Annotated in this window: 17 protein-coding genes; 15 read left to right on the top strand and 2 right to left on the bottom strand. The window is 46.6% G+C overall.

The window, feature by feature from the left end; all coding sequences use genetic code 11:
- From ACFO8Q_RS17190 to ACFO8Q_RS17235, 10 genes are all read left to right on the top strand, one after another.
- On the top strand, positions 1 to 613 hold a 613-nt coding region (locus ACFO8Q_RS17190), incomplete at its 5' end, for a nicotianamine synthase family protein (protein ID WP_380027222.1).
- 36 nt (positions 614 to 649) lie between these two features.
- Complete coding sequence (locus ACFO8Q_RS17195; RefSeq protein WP_380027225.1) at positions 650 to 1,972, top strand: opine metallophore biosynthesis dehydrogenase; 1,323 nt, start codon at positions 650 to 652, stop codon at positions 1,970 to 1,972.
- On the top strand, positions 1,969 to 2,841 hold the full coding sequence (locus ACFO8Q_RS17200) for a DMT family transporter (RefSeq protein WP_380027227.1): 873 nt from the start codon (positions 1,969 to 1,971) through the stop codon (positions 2,839 to 2,841). Before ACFO8Q_RS17195 ends, ACFO8Q_RS17200 begins: the two co-directional genes overlap by 4 nt.
- Before the next feature lie 103 nt (positions 2,842 to 2,944).
- Positions 2,945 to 4,504 carry a nickel ABC transporter substrate-binding protein gene (gene nikA, locus ACFO8Q_RS17205; RefSeq protein ID WP_380027229.1) on the top strand — a complete coding sequence of 520 codons (1,560 nt, stop codon included), beginning with the start codon at positions 2,945 to 2,947 and terminating at the stop codon, positions 4,502 to 4,504.
- A 4-nt stretch (positions 4,505 to 4,508) separates the two neighbouring features.
- The gene (gene nikB / locus ACFO8Q_RS17210) at positions 4,509 to 5,453 is read left to right on the top strand and encodes a nickel ABC transporter permease (protein ID WP_380027256.1); all 945 of its coding nucleotides are present in this window, start codon (positions 4,509 to 4,511) and stop codon (positions 5,451 to 5,453) included.
- Positions 5,450 to 6,313 carry a nickel transporter permease gene (gene nikC, locus ACFO8Q_RS17215; protein WP_380027231.1) on the top strand — a complete coding sequence of 288 codons (864 nt, stop codon included), beginning with the start codon at positions 5,450 to 5,452 and terminating at the stop codon, positions 6,311 to 6,313. Before nikB ends, nikC begins: the two co-directional genes overlap by 4 nt.
- Positions 6,314 to 6,351: 38 nt before the next feature.
- Positions 6,352 to 7,446 (top strand): ABC transporter ATP-binding protein, encoded by a 1,095-nt coding sequence (locus ACFO8Q_RS17220; RefSeq protein ID WP_380027234.1) that lies wholly within the window; start codon positions 6,352 to 6,354, stop codon positions 7,444 to 7,446.
- Positions 7,397 to 8,170 carry an ABC transporter ATP-binding protein gene (locus ACFO8Q_RS17225; protein ID WP_380027236.1) on the top strand — a complete coding sequence of 258 codons (774 nt, stop codon included), beginning with the start codon at positions 7,397 to 7,399 and terminating at the stop codon, positions 8,168 to 8,170. Before ACFO8Q_RS17220 ends, ACFO8Q_RS17225 begins: the two co-directional genes overlap by 50 nt.
- Before the next feature lie 57 nt (positions 8,171 to 8,227).
- Positions 8,228 to 9,067: an MATE family efflux transporter gene (locus tag ACFO8Q_RS17230; protein ID WP_380027238.1), complete on the top strand. Its 840-nt coding sequence runs from the start codon at positions 8,228 to 8,230 to the stop codon at positions 9,065 to 9,067.
- A 177-nt stretch (positions 9,068 to 9,244) separates the two neighbouring features.
- A complete protein-coding gene (locus tag ACFO8Q_RS17235) occupies positions 9,245 to 10,057 on the top strand; it encodes a metal ABC transporter permease (RefSeq protein ID WP_380027240.1) in 813 nt (270 codons plus the stop codon).
- A gap of 65 nt (positions 10,058 to 10,122) precedes the next feature.
- On the opposite strand, the gene ACFO8Q_RS17240 is transcribed toward ACFO8Q_RS17235, so the two are convergent.
- Positions 10,123 to 12,030 (bottom strand): heavy metal translocating P-type ATPase, encoded by a 1,908-nt coding sequence (locus tag ACFO8Q_RS17240; RefSeq protein ID WP_380027242.1) that lies wholly within the window; start codon positions 12,028 to 12,030, stop codon positions 10,123 to 10,125.
- A gap of 12 nt (positions 12,031 to 12,042) precedes the next feature.
- Positions 12,043 to 12,306, bottom strand: coding sequence for a metal-sensing transcriptional repressor (locus ACFO8Q_RS17245; protein ID WP_380027244.1), 264 nt, complete (start codon positions 12,304 to 12,306; stop codon positions 12,043 to 12,045).
- A 167-nt stretch (positions 12,307 to 12,473) separates the two neighbouring features.
- Between ACFO8Q_RS17245 and ACFO8Q_RS17250 the strand changes: the two genes are divergently transcribed.
- From ACFO8Q_RS17250 to ACFO8Q_RS17270, 5 genes are all read left to right on the top strand, one after another.
- On the top strand, positions 12,474 to 13,490 hold the full coding sequence (locus ACFO8Q_RS17250) for a CobW family GTP-binding protein (protein ID WP_380027246.1): 1,017 nt from the start codon (positions 12,474 to 12,476) through the stop codon (positions 13,488 to 13,490).
- A 203-nt stretch (positions 13,491 to 13,693) separates the two neighbouring features.
- On the top strand, positions 13,694 to 14,113 hold the full coding sequence (locus tag ACFO8Q_RS17255; protein ID WP_380027248.1) for a Fur family transcriptional regulator: 420 nt from the start codon (positions 13,694 to 13,696) through the stop codon (positions 14,111 to 14,113).
- 172 nt (positions 14,114 to 14,285) lie between these two features.
- Positions 14,286 to 15,278, top strand: coding sequence for a metal ABC transporter substrate-binding protein (locus ACFO8Q_RS17260; RefSeq protein WP_380027250.1), 993 nt, complete (start codon positions 14,286 to 14,288; stop codon positions 15,276 to 15,278).
- 1 nt (position 15,279) lies between these two features.
- Complete coding sequence (locus ACFO8Q_RS17265; RefSeq protein ID WP_380027252.1) at positions 15,280 to 16,035, top strand: metal ABC transporter ATP-binding protein; 756 nt, start codon at positions 15,280 to 15,282, stop codon at positions 16,033 to 16,035.
- Positions 16,036 to 16,049: 14 nt separating this feature from the next.
- Positions 16,050 to 16,856, top strand: a complete 807-nt coding sequence (locus ACFO8Q_RS17270) for a metal ABC transporter permease (protein WP_380027254.1) — start codon at positions 16,050 to 16,052, stop codon at positions 16,854 to 16,856.
- Positions 16,857 to 16,959: the final 103 nt, after the last annotated feature.

Below are 16,959 nucleotides of genomic sequence, written 5' to 3' on the forward strand. Positions count from 1 at the left end.
TGGCTCTATTTCATTAACATGGTGGCTCTCATTCATTAACCTAGCGGCTCTGCCGCGCCGAAATATTCATCAATCTGTTTGTACATGCAATAATGAATTCGATATAAGTAATTATCTCACCGCTCTATCAAATTCTGTTAAAGATGAACTTGAAGAATTCGGTATCGATCATAAATCGAAAGTGCTTTTTATTGGATCAGGAGCATTTCCAATTTCAGCGCTCACTATTGCTAAGGAAAAAAGAGTTGAAGTGATGTGCCTGGATATTGATGTTGAAGCTGTTCATTTAGCCAAGAAAGTAGCGAAAGTTTCCGGTTTGGAATCGATTGTTGAGTTTTCCAGCAAGAGTTTGAAGGAACTGGCTTTTATTAAAGAGGCTACACATATCATTATTGCTTCACTTGTCAAAAATAAGCTTGAGGTATTGGACGATTTAAAGGAAACGATCAACAGTAATGCCAAAATCATGCTGCGATACGGGAATGGTTTAAAGTCCATTTTTAATTATCCCTTAGAGAAAGATTTATCGGCGGAATGGGTTCAAACCAAGATCACTCAAAGGAAAACCATCTACGACACAATTATTTTGGAGAAGTCAAAAGCACTTGTTTAAATAGTCAACTGCAGCGAAAGGAATGTGATCTTACATATGCATGAAAAGATATCTCATTTTTCGGCTTTCGGAAATACATTAATAATCGGTGCAGGCCCGGCTGCAATACAGGTTGCTGTTAACGTTTCTCAAGGTTGGTGTGACAATCTAGGCTTGCTTAACAGAAAAGGAGCTCACACAAACAGGCTTAAGAAAGAGCTTAAAGAGAATCATTCCATTCTCACATCGAAGGTACAGGGTGAAAAATACAGTCACCTTTCCGGAGAAGCTCGATTGACCCGTTTCTATGAAGGTTTCGAGAACGTCGAGGATATCTGGCAAACCATAATTCTATGCACACCAAGTGACAGTTACACGGATATCATCAACTCTTTGAGGTTAGATTCACTGACAGAGGTGAAGACGATTCTTTTGATATCGCCAGACATTGGATCCAACCTCCTCGTAAACAGTCGGTTAAAGAAATCACAAGGAAGAATTGATGTGATCAGTTTTTCCAACTACTATGCCGCTACAAAGTTTGAGTCCGGAAATCCAAGCATCCTGACGTGTTTCACGAAAGCATTTAAAAAGCGAATCTACATTGCTTCGAGCGAGGATAACAGTACGACTGTTTTTGATGTGAAGCGTTTTATGGAAAGCCTTGGCATCCAATGCACAGTCCTCGGGAATCCGATCGAGGCAGAAAGCAGAAACATCACAACTTATGTCCATCCGCCTTTTTTCATCAATCAATTTTCATTGGATCAGATCTTCAGCAAAGAGGTTTCAAACAAGTATATGTATAAAATCTATCCGGAAGGGCCTATTACTCAACACTCGATAAGAGCAATGGTTTCCCTTTGGTGGGAAATTTCCGGATTCATTCAAAATTTGGGTGCAAAACCTATTAACCTTCTCAAATTTTTAAATGATGACAATTATCCGGTACATGAAAACACACTTTCTCGCGAAGACATTGAGAATTTTATGGAACTGGAGCAAATCAAACAAGAGTACCTTCTTTACATAAGATACTCTTCACTTCTGATTGATCCTTTTTCAACCCCTGATGCAAACGGAAAATATTTCGATTTCTCGGCGGTGCCTTACAAACAAGTCTATCAGGATCCGAATGGAAAGTGGGTTGTTCCGAGAATTCCATTAGAAGATTATAAAAAACTGAAACTTATTTATGGGTTAGCCCACAAAATGAATCATCCCATGCCACAAACCTTGGCGTTGATCGAATTGTTTGAGAAAAAGTTGAATGAATTTGTACAAGAAAATGGTGAAGATTCGTTTGAACCGAAAATTTTTACTGATACAACACAAAATGATGTAGATGCAATTTTTGATGAAATGGAGAGGGGAAAATGAAAAACGGCGTACTTCTTGCGATCCTGTCGTCCCTTGTTTTCAGTATTATGAACGCCCTTGTTAAGGCGGTGAGTTTTACAATCCCAGCTGCCGAAGTTGCGTTTTTTCGAAGTATTATCGGGACTGTCATCATCTATTTCATGATGAGACACAGTAAAGTGGCGTTTTCTACGGAAGGAATCCCTATGCTGGCGACGCGTGGGGTTCTTGGAGCGCTCTACCTGATTGCTTATTTCTATACGATTTCGAAGATACCGCTGGCAGATGCAAGTATACTGGCCCATTTATCTCCCGTCTTCGCCATTATTCTCGCTGCAGTTATCTTGAAAGAGAGGATGTCCCAACAAACGATTTTTGCTCTGCCACTCGCTGTCGCGGGAGCAATTTTACTTGTTAAACCATTTAATTATTCCAATTACTCCGTATACGCGCTCGTCGGTATTCTGAGTGCTTTATTCGCTTCGGGAGCTGCAATCTCTATACGGTATTTGAGTAAAAAGCACCATGCGTACGAAATTGTATTTTATTTCCTGGCAGCAGCTGCATTGGTGTCGATTCCGCTTATGTGGAACAACTTCGTGGTGCCAACGCCACTCGAACTGTTCTACCTGGTATGCATTGGAGTAGTTTCTTTACTTGGGCAAGTAGTCCTGACTAAGGCATTTACTCATGAGAATGTCGTTGTCGTAGAGGTGGTTCGCTATATCGGGATTGTCTTTAATGCCATGTGGGGATTTTTATTTTGGACGGAAATACCTGATATGCTGACTGTATTAGGAGGAATATTAATTATTTCTGCGTGCATAGCTTTATCGAGGAAAAAGCAAAGTCCTATCGTGGAGAAAGCAAAATTAGCGAAAAGTTCCTAGCAAGTCATTTTTTTCATTGACGGGTTATCTAGTGTTTGGTAAAATCTGCTGAGTAAATCGTAATTATTACGATTAGTGAGGGGGAAGGGTGGAACAAAGGAAGATGAAAAGTAATTTGTTAAAATCAAAGACGCTCTCGTTCCTGCTTGCGGGGGTCCTGTCGTTCGTGGCAACAGGCTGCTCCGATGCGGGAAAGACGGCAGCTCCGGTGCAGGACGACAACAAGAAGGTTACGCTTTTATACACCTTTAAGACAGGCAGCTTAGATCCGCATAACAGCAGAACCCCGCTGAATGCCGGGATAACGGAAACATTGGTAAAGCTGGATAAAGATTTGAAACTTGAAGGATGGCTTGCGACCAAATGGGAAGCAAAGGATGATACAACCTGGGTGTTCACCATCCGAGACGGGGTGACTTTCCATGACGGAACGAAAGTTGACGCGGCTGCAGTCAAAGCGTCCTTCGAAAGAGGCATCGCTGCAAGTAAAACGCTGGCCAGCGCTTTGAAGATCGCATCCATGGAAGCCAGCGGCCAAACCCTGACAATCAAGACAAAGGAACCGTATCCGGCGCTGCCGTCTGAGCTCGTTAATCCTTACGCATCTGTTGTAAATGCGGAAGCAGAGAAGAAGATGGGGAAGGAAGCGTTTAATAACGCCCCTGTTGGCACCGGTCCGTTCAAAGTGAAGCAGTTCACTCCGAACATCGAAGTGCTGGTCGAGCGTTACGACGGATACTGGGCGGGCAAACCGAAGCTGAAGGAAGCATCGTTCAAATTTAACGAGGACGCAAATGTACGGACCCTGGCGTTGCAATCGAAGGAAGCGGATATTGTCTATAATCTTCCGGCGGAAAGCATCGATGCCATCAAGAAGAACGAAGCGTTGAAGATCGAATCAGTGCCCAGTCTTAGAACCCATTTAATTATGTATAATCTGCAGAAGACTGTGATGCAGGATCTAAAGGTCAGAATGGCGCTTAATTATCTGGTCAATCGGGAAAGTATCGCCAAGGATATCATGCTGGGTCATGCGATTCCGGCCAATGGTCCATTTAACACGAGGCTTCCGTTCGGCAGCAAGGAACCGGGTGTCCCGATGGACGTTACTAAAGCAAAAGCATTGCTTGAAGAGGCTGGTTATAAAGCGGGAGCGGACGGCAAGATGATGAAGGACGGGAAACCGCTCACTCTCGAGTTGATCACCTATAAAGGCAGACCGGAGCTTCCGCTGATGGCACAGCTTTTGCAATCCGATGCTGCCAAAGCAGGAGTGACAATAAACATCAAAACGGTTGAGAAGGTCGATAGCTATCTCAAAGAAAACAAGGACTGGGATATGGTTACCTACAGCAATCTGACTGCACCGCGTGGTGACGGCGGTTTCTACCTGAACACCGCGTTCATCCCGGAGGGATCCTTGAATCAAGGTAAAATCAACAATTCCAGGCTGAACGACATTATCAAACAATTGAATGGGACGGGCGATAATTACAAACGGGTTCAGTTGTCTCAGGATGCTGTTGCCGTCATTAATAAGGAAGTGCTGCAAAGCTTTGCAGTGTACCCAAACATCATTGTAGGGATAAACAAGCGTGTCGTCGGATGGACGCCGGGTGCGGAAGAATACTACATGTTCACGCATACGATGGACGTGAAATAAAGTGCTGCAGCTCGTTAAAAAGCGTCTTCTTCAGTTGATGATCGTTTTGCTGCTCCTCTCGGTATCGACTTTCACCTTGATGAAGCTCGCTCCCGGGGATCCGGTCTTGTCGATTTTACGAGCTGATGAACTCATGGTGACCAAGGCTGACGAAGCCAAGCTCCGCCAAGATCTTGGCTTCGACCGGCCGCTGCTCGTTCAGTACGGACAATGGATGTCCGGGGTGCTCCGGCTCGATCTCGGCAAATCATACGCCAATGGCAAGCCGGTATGGGATGAAATGATGAGGAGGCTGCCGACAACCATCCAGTTGACAGCAGGAGGTCTTGTGGTCATGCTGTTGATTTCCGTTCCGCTTGGAACGATTGCCGCCCGTTATCCGGGGAGATGGCCTGATCAGGTGAGTCGGATGCTTGCCCTGATCGGCGCTTCCATCCCCGGTTTCTGGTTGGGGCTGCTGCTGATTTACTTTTTCGCATATAAGCTGCAGCTGCTGCCCTCCATGGGGAAAGGGACTTTCTCCCAGATGATACTTCCGTCCTTGACATTAGGCTTCTCTATGGCCGCTGTATATGCCCGATTATTGCGGACGGGACTTCTCGAGAGCCTGTCCCAGGACTATATTCGTGCAGCAAGGGCAAGAGGGGTTGCGGAGTGGCGGGTCCTATCGCTCCATGCTTTCCGGGCGGCATTGCTGCCGGTTGTTACAGTATTCGGGATGAACATTGGCAACCTGCTGGCCGGTTCTGTTGTAATCGAAACGCTGTTCTCCTGGCCGGGACTGGGCAGTATGGCACTGGAGGCGATTTTTGGACGCGATTATCCGGTTATACAGGGATATGTGCTTCTCACCGGCGTTTTTGTCGTCGTGATGAACCTGCTGGTTGATTTGTCATACAGTCTGATCGATCCCCGGATCCGGCTTGGTCGTAAGGGGGCGTTACAATGAATTCAATCTCAGTCGAGGTAAGGAGACCTGTTGCCCGAAGTGGTTTACGGAAGCTGATTTCCCAGCCAATGCTGCTGATCGGGTTGATTCTTATGGCGCTTATTGTTCTGGTAACATTGATCGGATCCTATCTGGTGCCAAATGATCCGCTTACGGTGAATATGGGGGAGCGCTTGCTTTCTCCCAGCCTGCAGTATCCACTTGGAACGGACCATATGGGACGATGTATATTTTCCAGGATCGCAGCCGGTTCGCAAGAGACGCTTGGCATTACAGCCCTTGTAATTATCACCGTGATCTTGATAGGCATTCCTGTGGGACTATTATCCGGTTATATAGGCGGACGATTGGATGCGGTTACGATGCGTTTCGTGGATGGGTTTAGCGCATTTCCTGAGTTTATTCTGGCGATTGCTGTGGCAGGTTTTCTAGGGCCAAGTTTGACGAACGTGATGTTGGCGGTTGTGCTGGTAAAGTGGATGGGATACGCCCGGGTTGTCAGGGGGATTGTTCTGTCAGAACGGGAAAAAGAGTATGTGATGGTGGCTAGAGTAGGCGGCTGCAGCACTTGGAAGCTGCTGCGCCGGCATTTACTGCCGCAGATCGTGTCGCCGGTGCTCGTCCTCGCTGCATTGGATGTTGGCAAGGTGATCCTTACGATTTCCTCGCTCTCCTTTCTCGGTCTGGGAGCCCAACCTCCGGCACCGGAATGGGGGGCAATGCTGAATGACGGCAGGCCTTATTTTCAAACCGTACCGGAACTGATGGTTTATCCGGGAATCGCCATTCTATTGGTCGTCCTGGCCTGCAACCTGATCGGCGATGGGCTTCGGGATGCACTGGATGTAAAGAGTCAATAGGCGGATTAATCTCCGAAAAGCTGTGAGGGGGGTGCCCTATGTCTATAACGGTGGTCGATCATCTAACGGAAGGGAAAGCTGTGCGGGTGGATAACTTCACCAGCCCCATGGCTCCTGTTTTGCAAATTTCGGATCTGACCATTGCAGCAGTTAGTGACAAAGGCAAAGTTTTGAACGAACTGGTGCAAGGTATCGATCTGTCGGTACGTCCCGGGGAAATGCTAGGTCTTGTGGGGGAAAGCGGGAGCGGAAAAAGCGTGACGGCAACTGCCGTCCTGGACTTGCTGCCCAAATCCCTCCAGGTAACGGCAGGTAATATTTATCTCAGTGGCATCCATTTAGGATCCTTGTCGGAAAAGGAGAAAAGGCGTCTTCGAGGCAAGGAGATCGCCTATATGTTTCAGAATTACCAGGGCAGCTTCACGCCAATTGTGAAAATTGGCAAGCAGCTCGTGGAAACGATTCGCAGTCACGAGCAGGTCAGCTTCAAGGAAGCGAAGGAAATAGCGCTCGAATGGCTGCAGCGGGTAAAACTTCCGGCTAAACGAGCGTTTAACAGCTATCCGTTTCAGTTGAGCGGGGGCCAACTGCAGCGTGCTTCATTGGCCGCTGCGTTGATGATGAAGCCGTCGCTTATCATTGCGGATGAGCCAACAACCGCTCTGGATGTGTTGACCGGTGAGCGAGTGCTGGATTTACTGGTAGACCTGCAAAAGGAAACGAATTGCGCTGTGTTTTTAATTTCTCACGACTTGACTCATGTGTTGAAGCGAACCGACCGAATGGCTGTCATGTACGGAGGACGAATAATTGAGACGGGGCCGACGGAGAGTGTCCGCCACAACCCTCAGCATCCATATACACAGCTGCTGCTGCAGGCGAGGCCCCTGCTTACGGGGCGTATACCTGAGAAACTGACTACGATTCCCGGGGAGCCGGGAGCGGTTGCCGGTCAGGGCTGTCCGTTTGCGCTTCGTTGTCCTTCTCGAATAGAAGAGTGTGCTCAGGCGCCCGTTATGAAGCCTATGGGGGAAGATCACTCGGCTGCTTGCCATATTTTGACTGCGGGAGGAGAACCAGACAATGAAGACGCTGCTGGAGGTCAAACAAATCAGCAAGTCGTATTCTGCTGACGTCAAGGCATTGACAGACATTTCGTTTACGGTTGGGGAGGGCGAATGTCTGGGGCTGGTTGGAGAAAGCGGCAGCGGCAAAAGTACGCTGGCCAAGCTAATCCTCGGACTTGAGAGGCCGGACCGGGGAGAAATCATTCTGAATGGGGTGCATTTCCACACTCTGAAAGGACGCTCATTGAGGGATGCCCGAAAGCACGTACAGGTCGTATTTCAAGATCCGACAGCCTCTTTAAACCCCCGGTTGCCAATCTGGAAGGCGGTCATCGAACCTCTTGAGAATTATCCGGATGTGACTCCAGCCTTTTTGAGTGAAGTCAGGAATTCGAAGCGGGAAATGGCCGCTGTACTGCTTGACAGGGTCGGACTTGGCCAGGAACTGCTGGATCGTTACCCGCATCAGCTCAGCGGAGGGCAGAGGCAGCGTGTGGCGATTGCGCGAGGGCTTAGCCTGCAGCCCAAGCTGCTCATCTGCGACGAACCAACATCCAGTTTAGACGTGTCGATTCAGGCGCAAATCTTGAATCTATTGAAAGAACTGAGGAACGAATTCAACATGTCCTATTTGTTGATCTCCCATGACATGGCTTCCGTCCGATTCATGAGTGATCGCATTGCCGTTTTGAAGAATGGGAATTTGGTCGACTTATTCACTTCGGAAGAACTGTTTTCGTCTGAGCGGCAGGTCTATACCCGCCAGATGGTAGAGGCTGCCGTGTTATAGTGACCTCATGCACATAATAAAAAAATCGCTCTATCGACCAGTTAAGGGGGATCTCCAATGAGAACTGAAATATCCAGCTTGCCACGAACAAAACCCCCGATGAGTCATGCTGAATTTCTTGCATTGGCTGTCCCTCTGATTGTGTCTACCTTGTCAACGCCTTTACTAGGGGCGGTAGATACGGCTGTGGTGGGACAATTGCCTGACCCTGCCTATATTGGCGGTGTTGCAGTGGGATCACTGATATTCAATACCCTTTATTGGTTGCTGGGTTTCTTACGTGTCAGTACATCTGGATTTAGCGCACAGGCTTTTGGAGCAAATGACAAATCAGAAGTTTTCATGTCTTTGATACGTCCCCTGGTACTCGCCGTATTATTTGGCTTGACGTTCATCTTGTTCCAAAACCCGATTCAATACCCAGCAATGCTGTTAACCGATCCGACTGACAATGTAAAAACATTTGCGGCGCAGTATTTTGACATTCGGATCTGGGGAGCCCCATTCGCTTTGGTGAATTATGCCATTTTGGGCTGGTTGATGGGCATCGCGAGGGTTCGGATGGCTTTGTTTTTGCAAGTGTTTATGAATCTTTTGAATATCGTTCTCGATATTGTTTTTGTTGCGGTCTTTCATATGAATATAGGCGGTGTTGCGGTAGCAAGCCTGATAGCTGAGATCAGCGCAGCAGTAATAGGTATTTTGATCATTGTTGCAGATCGACAGGTCAAGGAGAGCTGCTGGAGTTTATCGGGGGCTTTTCCCTATGCTCCTCTTGTCAATATGCTGCGTGTCAATCGAGATCTTTTCATTCGGACTGTTTGTCTATTAACCGTTATCACTTTGTTCACCGCCCAAGGTGCTGCCATGGGAGAAGTGTGGTTGGCGGCGAGTTAGCGCTATGGGCATATCTTCCCAAGTTGAGCCGGACCGCAATCAAATAATCAACCATTCAGCGGTCAGCCTCTTTTCCTAAAAACAGGAATTATTACGATTTATGTTGACGGCTAGAAACTCCAGGTTCTATACTAGGTCTTGCAAATAGGATTAATTACGATTTAGGGGAGAAGGAGTTTGCTGGAAATTTTTGAGTTTGATTTTATGGTTCGTGCCATACTTGCGGGAATTCTGACTGCCATCATATGTCCGCTAATCGGTTCTTTTTTACTTGTTAGGCGGTTGTCTTTAGTAGCGGACACACTGGCACACGCTTCGCTTGCTGGCGTGGCAGCCGGAATGCTGTTTGGATTGTATCCGATTCTGACGGCTATGTTATTTGCTTTTAGCGGGGCGTTTTTTATAGAACGGTTGCGCAAGGCGTATGCGACTTTTGGGGAAATATCAATTGCTGTTGTACATTCTACAGGTTTAGCCATTGCTGTTATACTGTTTGGATTGGGGAAAGGCTTTAATGTTGACGTTTTGAGCTATCTGTTTGGGAGTATTGTTGCGGTAACAGAAAGGGATCTATGGATGATTTCGGGAGTGACGGCAGGGACAATTGTTCTGGTTGCAGCATTTTACAAGAAATTGTTTGCTCTTTCTTTTGATGAAGAACACGTTCAATTAAGAGGCGTTAATGTGTACATGTTAAATCTTTTGTTCATGTTGATGACTGCTCTCATCGTTTCCGTGGCCATTCGAATTGTTGGCGTTTTACTGGTCTCGTCGCTGATAGTCATTCCTGTGGCGGCCGGGATGCAGGTGGCGAACAGTTTTCGGAATCTGCTTTTTGTTGCAACCGGTATTGCACTCACAGGAATACTTACCGGGCTCGGGTCCTCTTATTATTTGGATCTTGCTCCGGGCGGAACAATTGTATTGGTATTGCTGGCGTTTTTGCTGGGCGCAATTGTTTTTAAAAACATGGCAGGCAACCGATTTTAAGTTCAGCCTGCCAATCTCGAAAAGTCGATCCCGGATAGGCCCACTGCGTCAAGTTAAAGTGACTTTCACCGGAGTAAGCGTAAACCACTGATGATCACGGCAAGGGTACTCCCTTCATGCCCAATGACTCCTAATGGCAGGTTTACAGTCCCCAAAAAATTGGCTGTTACAAGTACAACAATCATTGCTATTGCAAGGGTCAGGTTTTGTTTGATGACTCTGCTTGTGCGCCGTCCGAGTGTAATGGCATAAGGAACCTTGGAAATATCGTCCGACATGAGCACGATGCTGGCGGTTTCAAGCGCTACATCGGTTCCGGAGCCCCCCATGGCGATTCCCATCGAAGCAGCGGCCAGCGCAGGAGCATCATTCACACCGTCCCCCACCATGGCCACTTTTCCATATTGTTCCGTTAGATTCTTTACAATCTGCATTTTCTGTTCCGGGAGAAGTTCGGCGTATATTTCATCGACTCCGGTCGCCTCTCCAATCACCTTTGCAGTGGAAGCACTGTCTCCAGTTAGCATGACTACTTTAATTCCCATTTGTTTCAGTGTTTCAACTGTCGTCCTTGACTGAGGGCGCAAAGTGTCCTGAATCGCCAGGATGCCAAGCAGCTCAACCCCGGTTTCTATGAATATAATGGTCTTTCCTTGCTGCTCCAGAGTTTGCACGAGCTTTTGCCGATCTTCCGACAGAAACCCATAATTCAACAGGTCAATTTTTCCGATCCGGTACTCCTGATTGTTGAGCATCGCGGTGATCCCCAATCCTGGCAGGGCTTGCAAATGGGAAGCCTGATCCAGCTGCAGACCCCGATCTTTAGCTGTTCCCACAATGGCTTTTGCGATTGGGTGTTCGGATAGAGCTTCAAGAGAAGCGGTGATACGTAATAACTCGTCTTCATTGTTTCCCTGAAAGGAAATGATGTCCGTAACCTTTGGTTTTCCCTCCGTAAGTGTACCTGTCTTGTCAAAGGCGACTACCTTGATTCCGGCCATTTTTTCCAAATGTACTCCGCCTTTAAACAAGATTCCTTTTCGTGCTCCATTTGATATTCCAGACAATACGGCCGGCATAATGGAGGACACAAGGGCGCAAGGTGAGGCTGCCACAAGGAAGATCATGGCCCGATAGATGGTCTCACTCCATGTCCAGTCAAGAAGGAAGGGGGGCGTGACCATCAGAACCACCGCACCAACCACAACCACCTTGGCATACATCCGTTCAAACCGTTCGACAAACAATTGAGTTGGAGGCATTTCACTTTGTGCTTCTTGTACCAGGCGAATAATCCTGGCAAGCAAGGTTGCTTCCGCAGGCTTGGTTACTTCGATTACCAAAGCCCCTTGCCCGTTGATCGTCCCCGCATATACTTCATCCCCTTGTGATCTGTCAACCGGAAGTGATTCTCCGGTGATAGAGGACTGATCGACCGCAGAATATCCCTTCTGTACAATACCGTCTGCGGGAATCCGTTCCCCTGGTTTTACTACTACCAGATCCCCTTTTTGAAGGGCCTCTATTTTGACCAGTCGCTCTGTGGTTCCTCGCAGAACGAGTGCTTCTTCAGGACGAAGTTTCATAATGGAGCGAATGTCTTTATTTGTTCGTTCCATCGTGTAAGTTTCCAATGTCCCGCTTAAAGAGAAGATAAAGATCAAGATTGCCCCGTCCAGCCAGAATCCGATACTTGCCGCACCGACAGCAGCGACTACCATAAGAAGGTCAACATCAAGCTCCCGTTCTTTGATAAGGGTTTGTAAACCTTCCCAGGCTTTTTGATAACCTCCTATGATGTAGGCAAGGAGATAAAAGGGGATTTCCAATGAAGGGTTTCCATATTTGCCGGAAAACCAAGCAAGAACGATAAATAGTAAGCAGAGAGTCGTAACAATCGCGGATCCGTGCCGATCCCAAATATTTAACCATGTCGCGCTGACTGTTTTTTCTGAGATAGCGGGTGTACTCATATCTCATGCCCCCTAGATAAACTTCTCCAAAGCTTTTTTCATCCGCTCCACCGTTTCCCGGTCAGACTGCTTGCGTATTCCATCAACCACGCAATCTTCCAGGTAGTCCTCCAATATCACCCTTCCCACGTTGGTAATGGCTGACTTTATTGCACTGATTTGTAAGAGCAGTTCCTCGCAGCTTCGCCCGTCTTCAGCCATTTTCTTAATTCCACGAACATGCCCTTCAATCTTTGAGAGGCGGCTGACAACCTCAGGTAGTCGATGAGAACTCACGAGTATCTCTCCTTAATTGTTATCCTATCCCCCCGGAGGGGATATATTTGCCATTATTATATAGCATCAACCGGTGTGCGAGCCACCGTTGACTTTACATCAATATCAATCTTTTATATACTTGTCTCTGATAAATCGTAATGGTTACAATTTAGGAGGAATATCTGATGACCAAACCTATTCCCGTTTACATACTCACAGGTTATCTAGGAGCAGGTAAAACCACCCTTTTGAAACCTTTGCTCGGTTATTTGAAAGCTGCTGGCCGCCGCCCGGCTGTGTTGATGAACGAGTTCGGGTCGGTGAGCGTAGACACATTGCTGCTTCAGGAATCAGAGGTTCCTGTAGTCGATCTGCCGAATGGATGTATTTGCTGCACCTTGCAAGGCAGTCTTAAGGACTCGCTCCTCAGACTGATCGATGGTTATGGTCCGGACACAGTATTTCTTGAAACGACCGGTGTCGCCAGTCCTGTGGATATTGTGGAGAGATTGCTCGAGCCTGAACTCCAGGATCGAATAAGGTTAGCAGGAGTATTTACTATGGTAAGTGCAGCTTGGTTTCCCTTCACGACTTCGTCTTCGTCAGAAATGACCGTTAATGAAAGAACTATGCTGGAGCAGGTGCAGCAGGCCGATGTTTTGCTAATGTCCAAAACAGACTTGGTATCGCTGGAGAATATCGACCACTTGGAACGAGTATTGCGTGAGTTAAACCCAAAGGCCCCCATTTTCCAAGTTCTAAACGGGAATATGGATCCTTCGAAGTTATTTGAAATCGAAACCCACCAACAGAAGGTACGGGTTGAGGCAAAACCCAAGAGTTTTACCAGACGAAAAGTGGGTAAAGTTACATCTACTGTGAAACAAAAACCCACCAGTTTCGGGAATCTGGAAACTCTTTATTATGAGTTTGAGGCTCCGGTCAATCCGGACAAGATGTACGAGCTGTTATATCACCTTCCGGCAAATGTCCTGCGAGCAAAAGGTTTCTATATTGACGCAGAGAATGGATTATTGACCGAGTTTCACCATGTTCCCTCTACGCCCGTTTCCAGGGCCTTTGTAGTTGGAGACTTCAAACCTTTCGCCGTGATGATTTATGAGGGATTAGATGAGAAAGAGTTAAAACGCAAGTTAAAAGCTTGTGAAGCGGTCGTTCCAGTTGGAGTGAAACAAAAATGAAAAAACAGGTTGACATACCGTCAAGGGAGATGCCCCTGAAGCAACCGTAGAAAATGTACGGGCTTTTAATCCAAGTGCGTTAATCTCTTCGGTAACAAAATGTCCCAGTCCGAAAATGGCTGGGACATTTGTTGTTGGTTAAATAATAATAATTTCGTTTTATTTTCGCGTAGTGATATAATAAGCACTAGAGGTGAACGACAATGACTGTTGAGCAGGCACTGCAGCTGTTAAAAAATAAAGGGTACAAATATACAGGGAAACGGGAGAAGATGATCCGCATCTTTGACCGGGAAAACCGATACTTATCGGCGAAAGATTTGCTCGAATACATGCAGGACGAATATCCTGGATTAAGCTATGATACGATTTATCGCAATCTGACGTTGTTTGAAAAAATGGACATTCTTGAGGCGACAGAGCTTGGTGGAGAACGCATTTACCGTTTCCGTTGTTCAACAGACGAGCATCACCATCATTTAATCTGCCTATCATGCGGTAAAGCACGTCATATCAGGTCATGTCCATTGGATGCAATGTTAGGGCAGCCGGAGCAATTCACAATTACCGGACACAAATTTGAGATCTATGGATATTGCGGCGAGTGTCAGCCGGCAAAGTAAACTTCCCATATGTGATAACTAAATTTCCCTCTAAAGTAACGTATTATCCTAATGCTTCTAAATCGTATTTGTTACGATTTCTATTGACGTTTGCCTTAATCGAGATATATACTATTTTTGTAGTAAATCTGATGGATTACGATTTAGGGTTATCTACTAGGGGGAAATTAGAGTGAATAAAGTTTTTAAACAGGTATATACTTCACTGGCGTTGGGTTCTTTACTGGCGCTGACGGTCGGCTGTTCAACCGCAACCCAAAAGGCGGCACCTGCACCTCAAGATACAAACAAGATACGGCTTGTGGCAAGCTTCTATCCGTTAGCGGACTTTGCCAAAAATGTCGGTAAGGATGCTGTCGAAGTGCACAATCTTGTTCCGGCAGGGGTCGAGCCGCATGATTGGGAGCCTACTGCAAAAGATATGAAAACAATCTCCCAAGCGGATGTGTTGTTGTATAACGGTGCCGGTTTTGAACCTTGGATTGAGAAAGTGTTGGAAAGTGTAGACAAATCCAAGCTAGTAGTGGTCGATACAAGTAAGGGAGTCGAACTGTTGAAAGCCGCAGACCTCGAGCATGAGCATAATGATCAGCACAAAGACGAGAAAAAAGATGAACATAAAGATGAGCACAAGCACGGCGAATATGATCCGCACTTCTGGCTGGATCCGGTCAACGCCCAAAAACAGGTTGAATTGATCGCAGATGCTCTCGTTAAAGCAGACTCCAAAAATAAAGACAAGTTTGAAGCAAACGCAAAAGAGTATAAGGGTAAACTGGAGGCACTTCACAAAGAGTTTGAAACCGAACTTGCCAAGGTAAAGAAAAAAGAAGTGGTTACTACCCATGCGGCATTTGGCTACCTGACAAAACGTTACGGTTTGGAACAGATTCCGATTATGGGGCTTGCACCGAATGCAGAACCGAGTCCGAAAGCTATGGCCGAAATTGTAAAGGAAGCCAAAGAACATGATGTGAAATATATTTTCTTCGAAACATTGGTTTCGCCAAAAGTAGCAGAAACTGTGGCAAAAGAAATTGGTGCACAGACACTGGTCCTTAATCCAATTGAAGGACTCACGGAAGAGGAACTGAAAAAAGGTGAGGACTACATCTCGAAGATGAAAGAGAACCTGAAAAATCTAGTGAAAGCATTGGGGAACTAATATGGAAACCAATCCGGTTGTTGAATTAAAAGGCGTATCTTTCCAATACGGAGATCACTTGGCCGTACAGGATTTGAATCTGGCAGTTTGTGAAGGAGATTTCTTGGGGATCATTGGTCCCAACGGTGCCGGCAAGTCAACCGCTTTAAAGCTGATGTTGGGACTGTTGCGTCCCACTCAAGGGGTCGTCTCATTATTCGGGCGACCTCTTCCCCAGTTTAAGGAATGGAATAAAATCGGCTATGTTTCGCAAAAGGCCTCTTCCTTTAATTCCAATTTTCCTGCTACGGTGACGGAAGTGGTGGAAACAGGACTTCTCGGGGAAAAAGGCAGTTGGTGGCTAAACCGAAAGGAAAAGGGACGAAAAGTACTTCAAGCGCTTGAGCTTGTGGGAATGCAGGATTTTCAAAATCGGAAGATTGGGGACTTATCGGGTGGTCAACAGCAGCGTGTGTTTATTGCGCGAGCGTTGGTGGGAAATCCGCAATTGATGATTCTTGATGAACCTGTCGAGGGTGTTGATGCAGATGCACAGGGCCAATTTTATGACCTTTTGGACAAATTGAACAAGATACATGGCATTACTTTGGTTATTGTATCTCATGACATCGGAACAATCAGCAATAAAGTCGGCAAGGTAGCTTGTATTAACAAGACCCTGCATTATCACGGGAGTCCGGAAGAATTCTTGGAAATTGCGGATTTGTCAAGTGCCTATGGCCATGAGGTGTCTCTTGTCCATCATCATCACGGGTAAAGGAGGAGTACCGTTTGTTTGAGATTTTTCAGTACGACTTTATGATCCGTGCGATGCTGGCAGGGGTTTTAATCGCAATTATGTGTCCGTTAATCGGTTCTTTTCTTGTAGTTAGACGATTGTCATTAGTAGCAGATACGTTGGCGCATGTTTCACTGGCTGGTGTAGCGGCCGGAATGCTAATGGGTGTGTACCCCATACTGATGGCGATGGTGTTTGCCTTTCTGGGAGCACTTTTTATTGAACAACTGCGCAAGGCATATAAGACGTTCGGAGAAATATCCATTGCGATCGTCCTGTCTGCCGGACTCGCAATTGCAGTTGTACTGATTGGACTGGGAAGAGGGTTCAATCTTGATGTTTTCAGTTATTTGTTCGGAAGTATTGTGGCAGTAAAGGAAGCGGACTTATGGCTGATTTCGGGTGTGGCCGCGGGCGCAATTTTATTTATTGCGATTTTTTACAAAAGACTGTTCGCTATGTCGTTTGATGAGGAACATGCTCAACTCAAAGGGGTCAACGGGTTTGTACTCAACTCTTTCTATATGATGGTGACCGCTTTAATCGTTTCCGTTTCTATCCGAATAGTCGGAGTTTTACTCGTATCTTCACTGATCGTGATACCGGTGGCAGCCGCTATGCAGGTTGCTGCAAGTTTCCGAAATCTGATCAGCATATCGCTCGTTATCTCCCTAGCTGGCATCCTTGGCGGTTTAATCGCCTCGTTTTATCTGGATCTTGCTCCTGGCGGAACGATTGTATTGGTTTTGATCGCCTTCTTGATCGGTGCAGTTGCTGTAAAAAAGATCCGATATGCGTAACCCGCTTACACTGGAACACCGGTAGGGTGTTCCTTTTTTCTTGTGCGCCACGCATGGCGATTAACTAGGTGGTGAAAGTCCACTGTGGGGGTTTGTAGTTACC

Source organism: Effusibacillus consociatus, assembly GCF_042652925.1.
Lineage (GTDB): Bacteria > Bacillota > Bacilli > Tumebacillales > Effusibacillaceae > Effusibacillus > Effusibacillus consociatus.

Bases quoted from the DNA above. Each gene is read 5' to 3' on its own strand.
- ACFO8Q_RS17250 (WP_380027246.1), top strand. From the start codon at position 12,474: ATGACCAAACCTATTCCCGTTTACATACTCACAGGTTATCTAGGAGCA.
- ACFO8Q_RS17230 (WP_380027238.1), top strand. From the start codon at position 8,228: ATGAGAACTGAAATATCCAGCTTGCCACGAACAAAACCCCCGATGAGT.
- nikC (WP_380027231.1), top strand. From the start codon at position 5,450: ATGAATTCAATCTCAGTCGAGGTAAGGAGACCTGTTGCCCGAAGTGGT.
- ACFO8Q_RS17265 (WP_380027252.1), top strand. From the start codon at position 15,280: ATGGAAACCAATCCGGTTGTTGAATTAAAAGGCGTATCTTTCCAATAC.
- ACFO8Q_RS17225 (WP_380027236.1), top strand. From the start codon at position 7,397: ATGAAGACGCTGCTGGAGGTCAAACAAATCAGCAAGTCGTATTCTGCT.
- ACFO8Q_RS17200 (WP_380027227.1), top strand. From the start codon at position 1,969: ATGAAAAACGGCGTACTTCTTGCGATCCTGTCGTCCCTTGTTTTCAGT.
- nikA (WP_380027229.1), top strand. From the start codon at position 2,945: ATGAAAAGTAATTTGTTAAAATCAAAGACGCTCTCGTTCCTGCTTGCG.
- ACFO8Q_RS17220 (WP_380027234.1), top strand. From the start codon at position 6,352: ATGTCTATAACGGTGGTCGATCATCTAACGGAAGGGAAAGCTGTGCGG.
- ACFO8Q_RS17195 (WP_380027225.1), top strand. From the start codon at position 650: ATGCATGAAAAGATATCTCATTTTTCGGCTTTCGGAAATACATTAATA.
- ACFO8Q_RS17240 (WP_380027242.1), bottom strand. From the start codon at position 12,030: ATGAGTACACCCGCTATCTCAGAAAAAACAGTCAGCGCGACATGGTTA.
- ACFO8Q_RS17255 (WP_380027248.1), top strand. From the start codon at position 13,694: ATGACTGTTGAGCAGGCACTGCAGCTGTTAAAAAATAAAGGGTACAAA.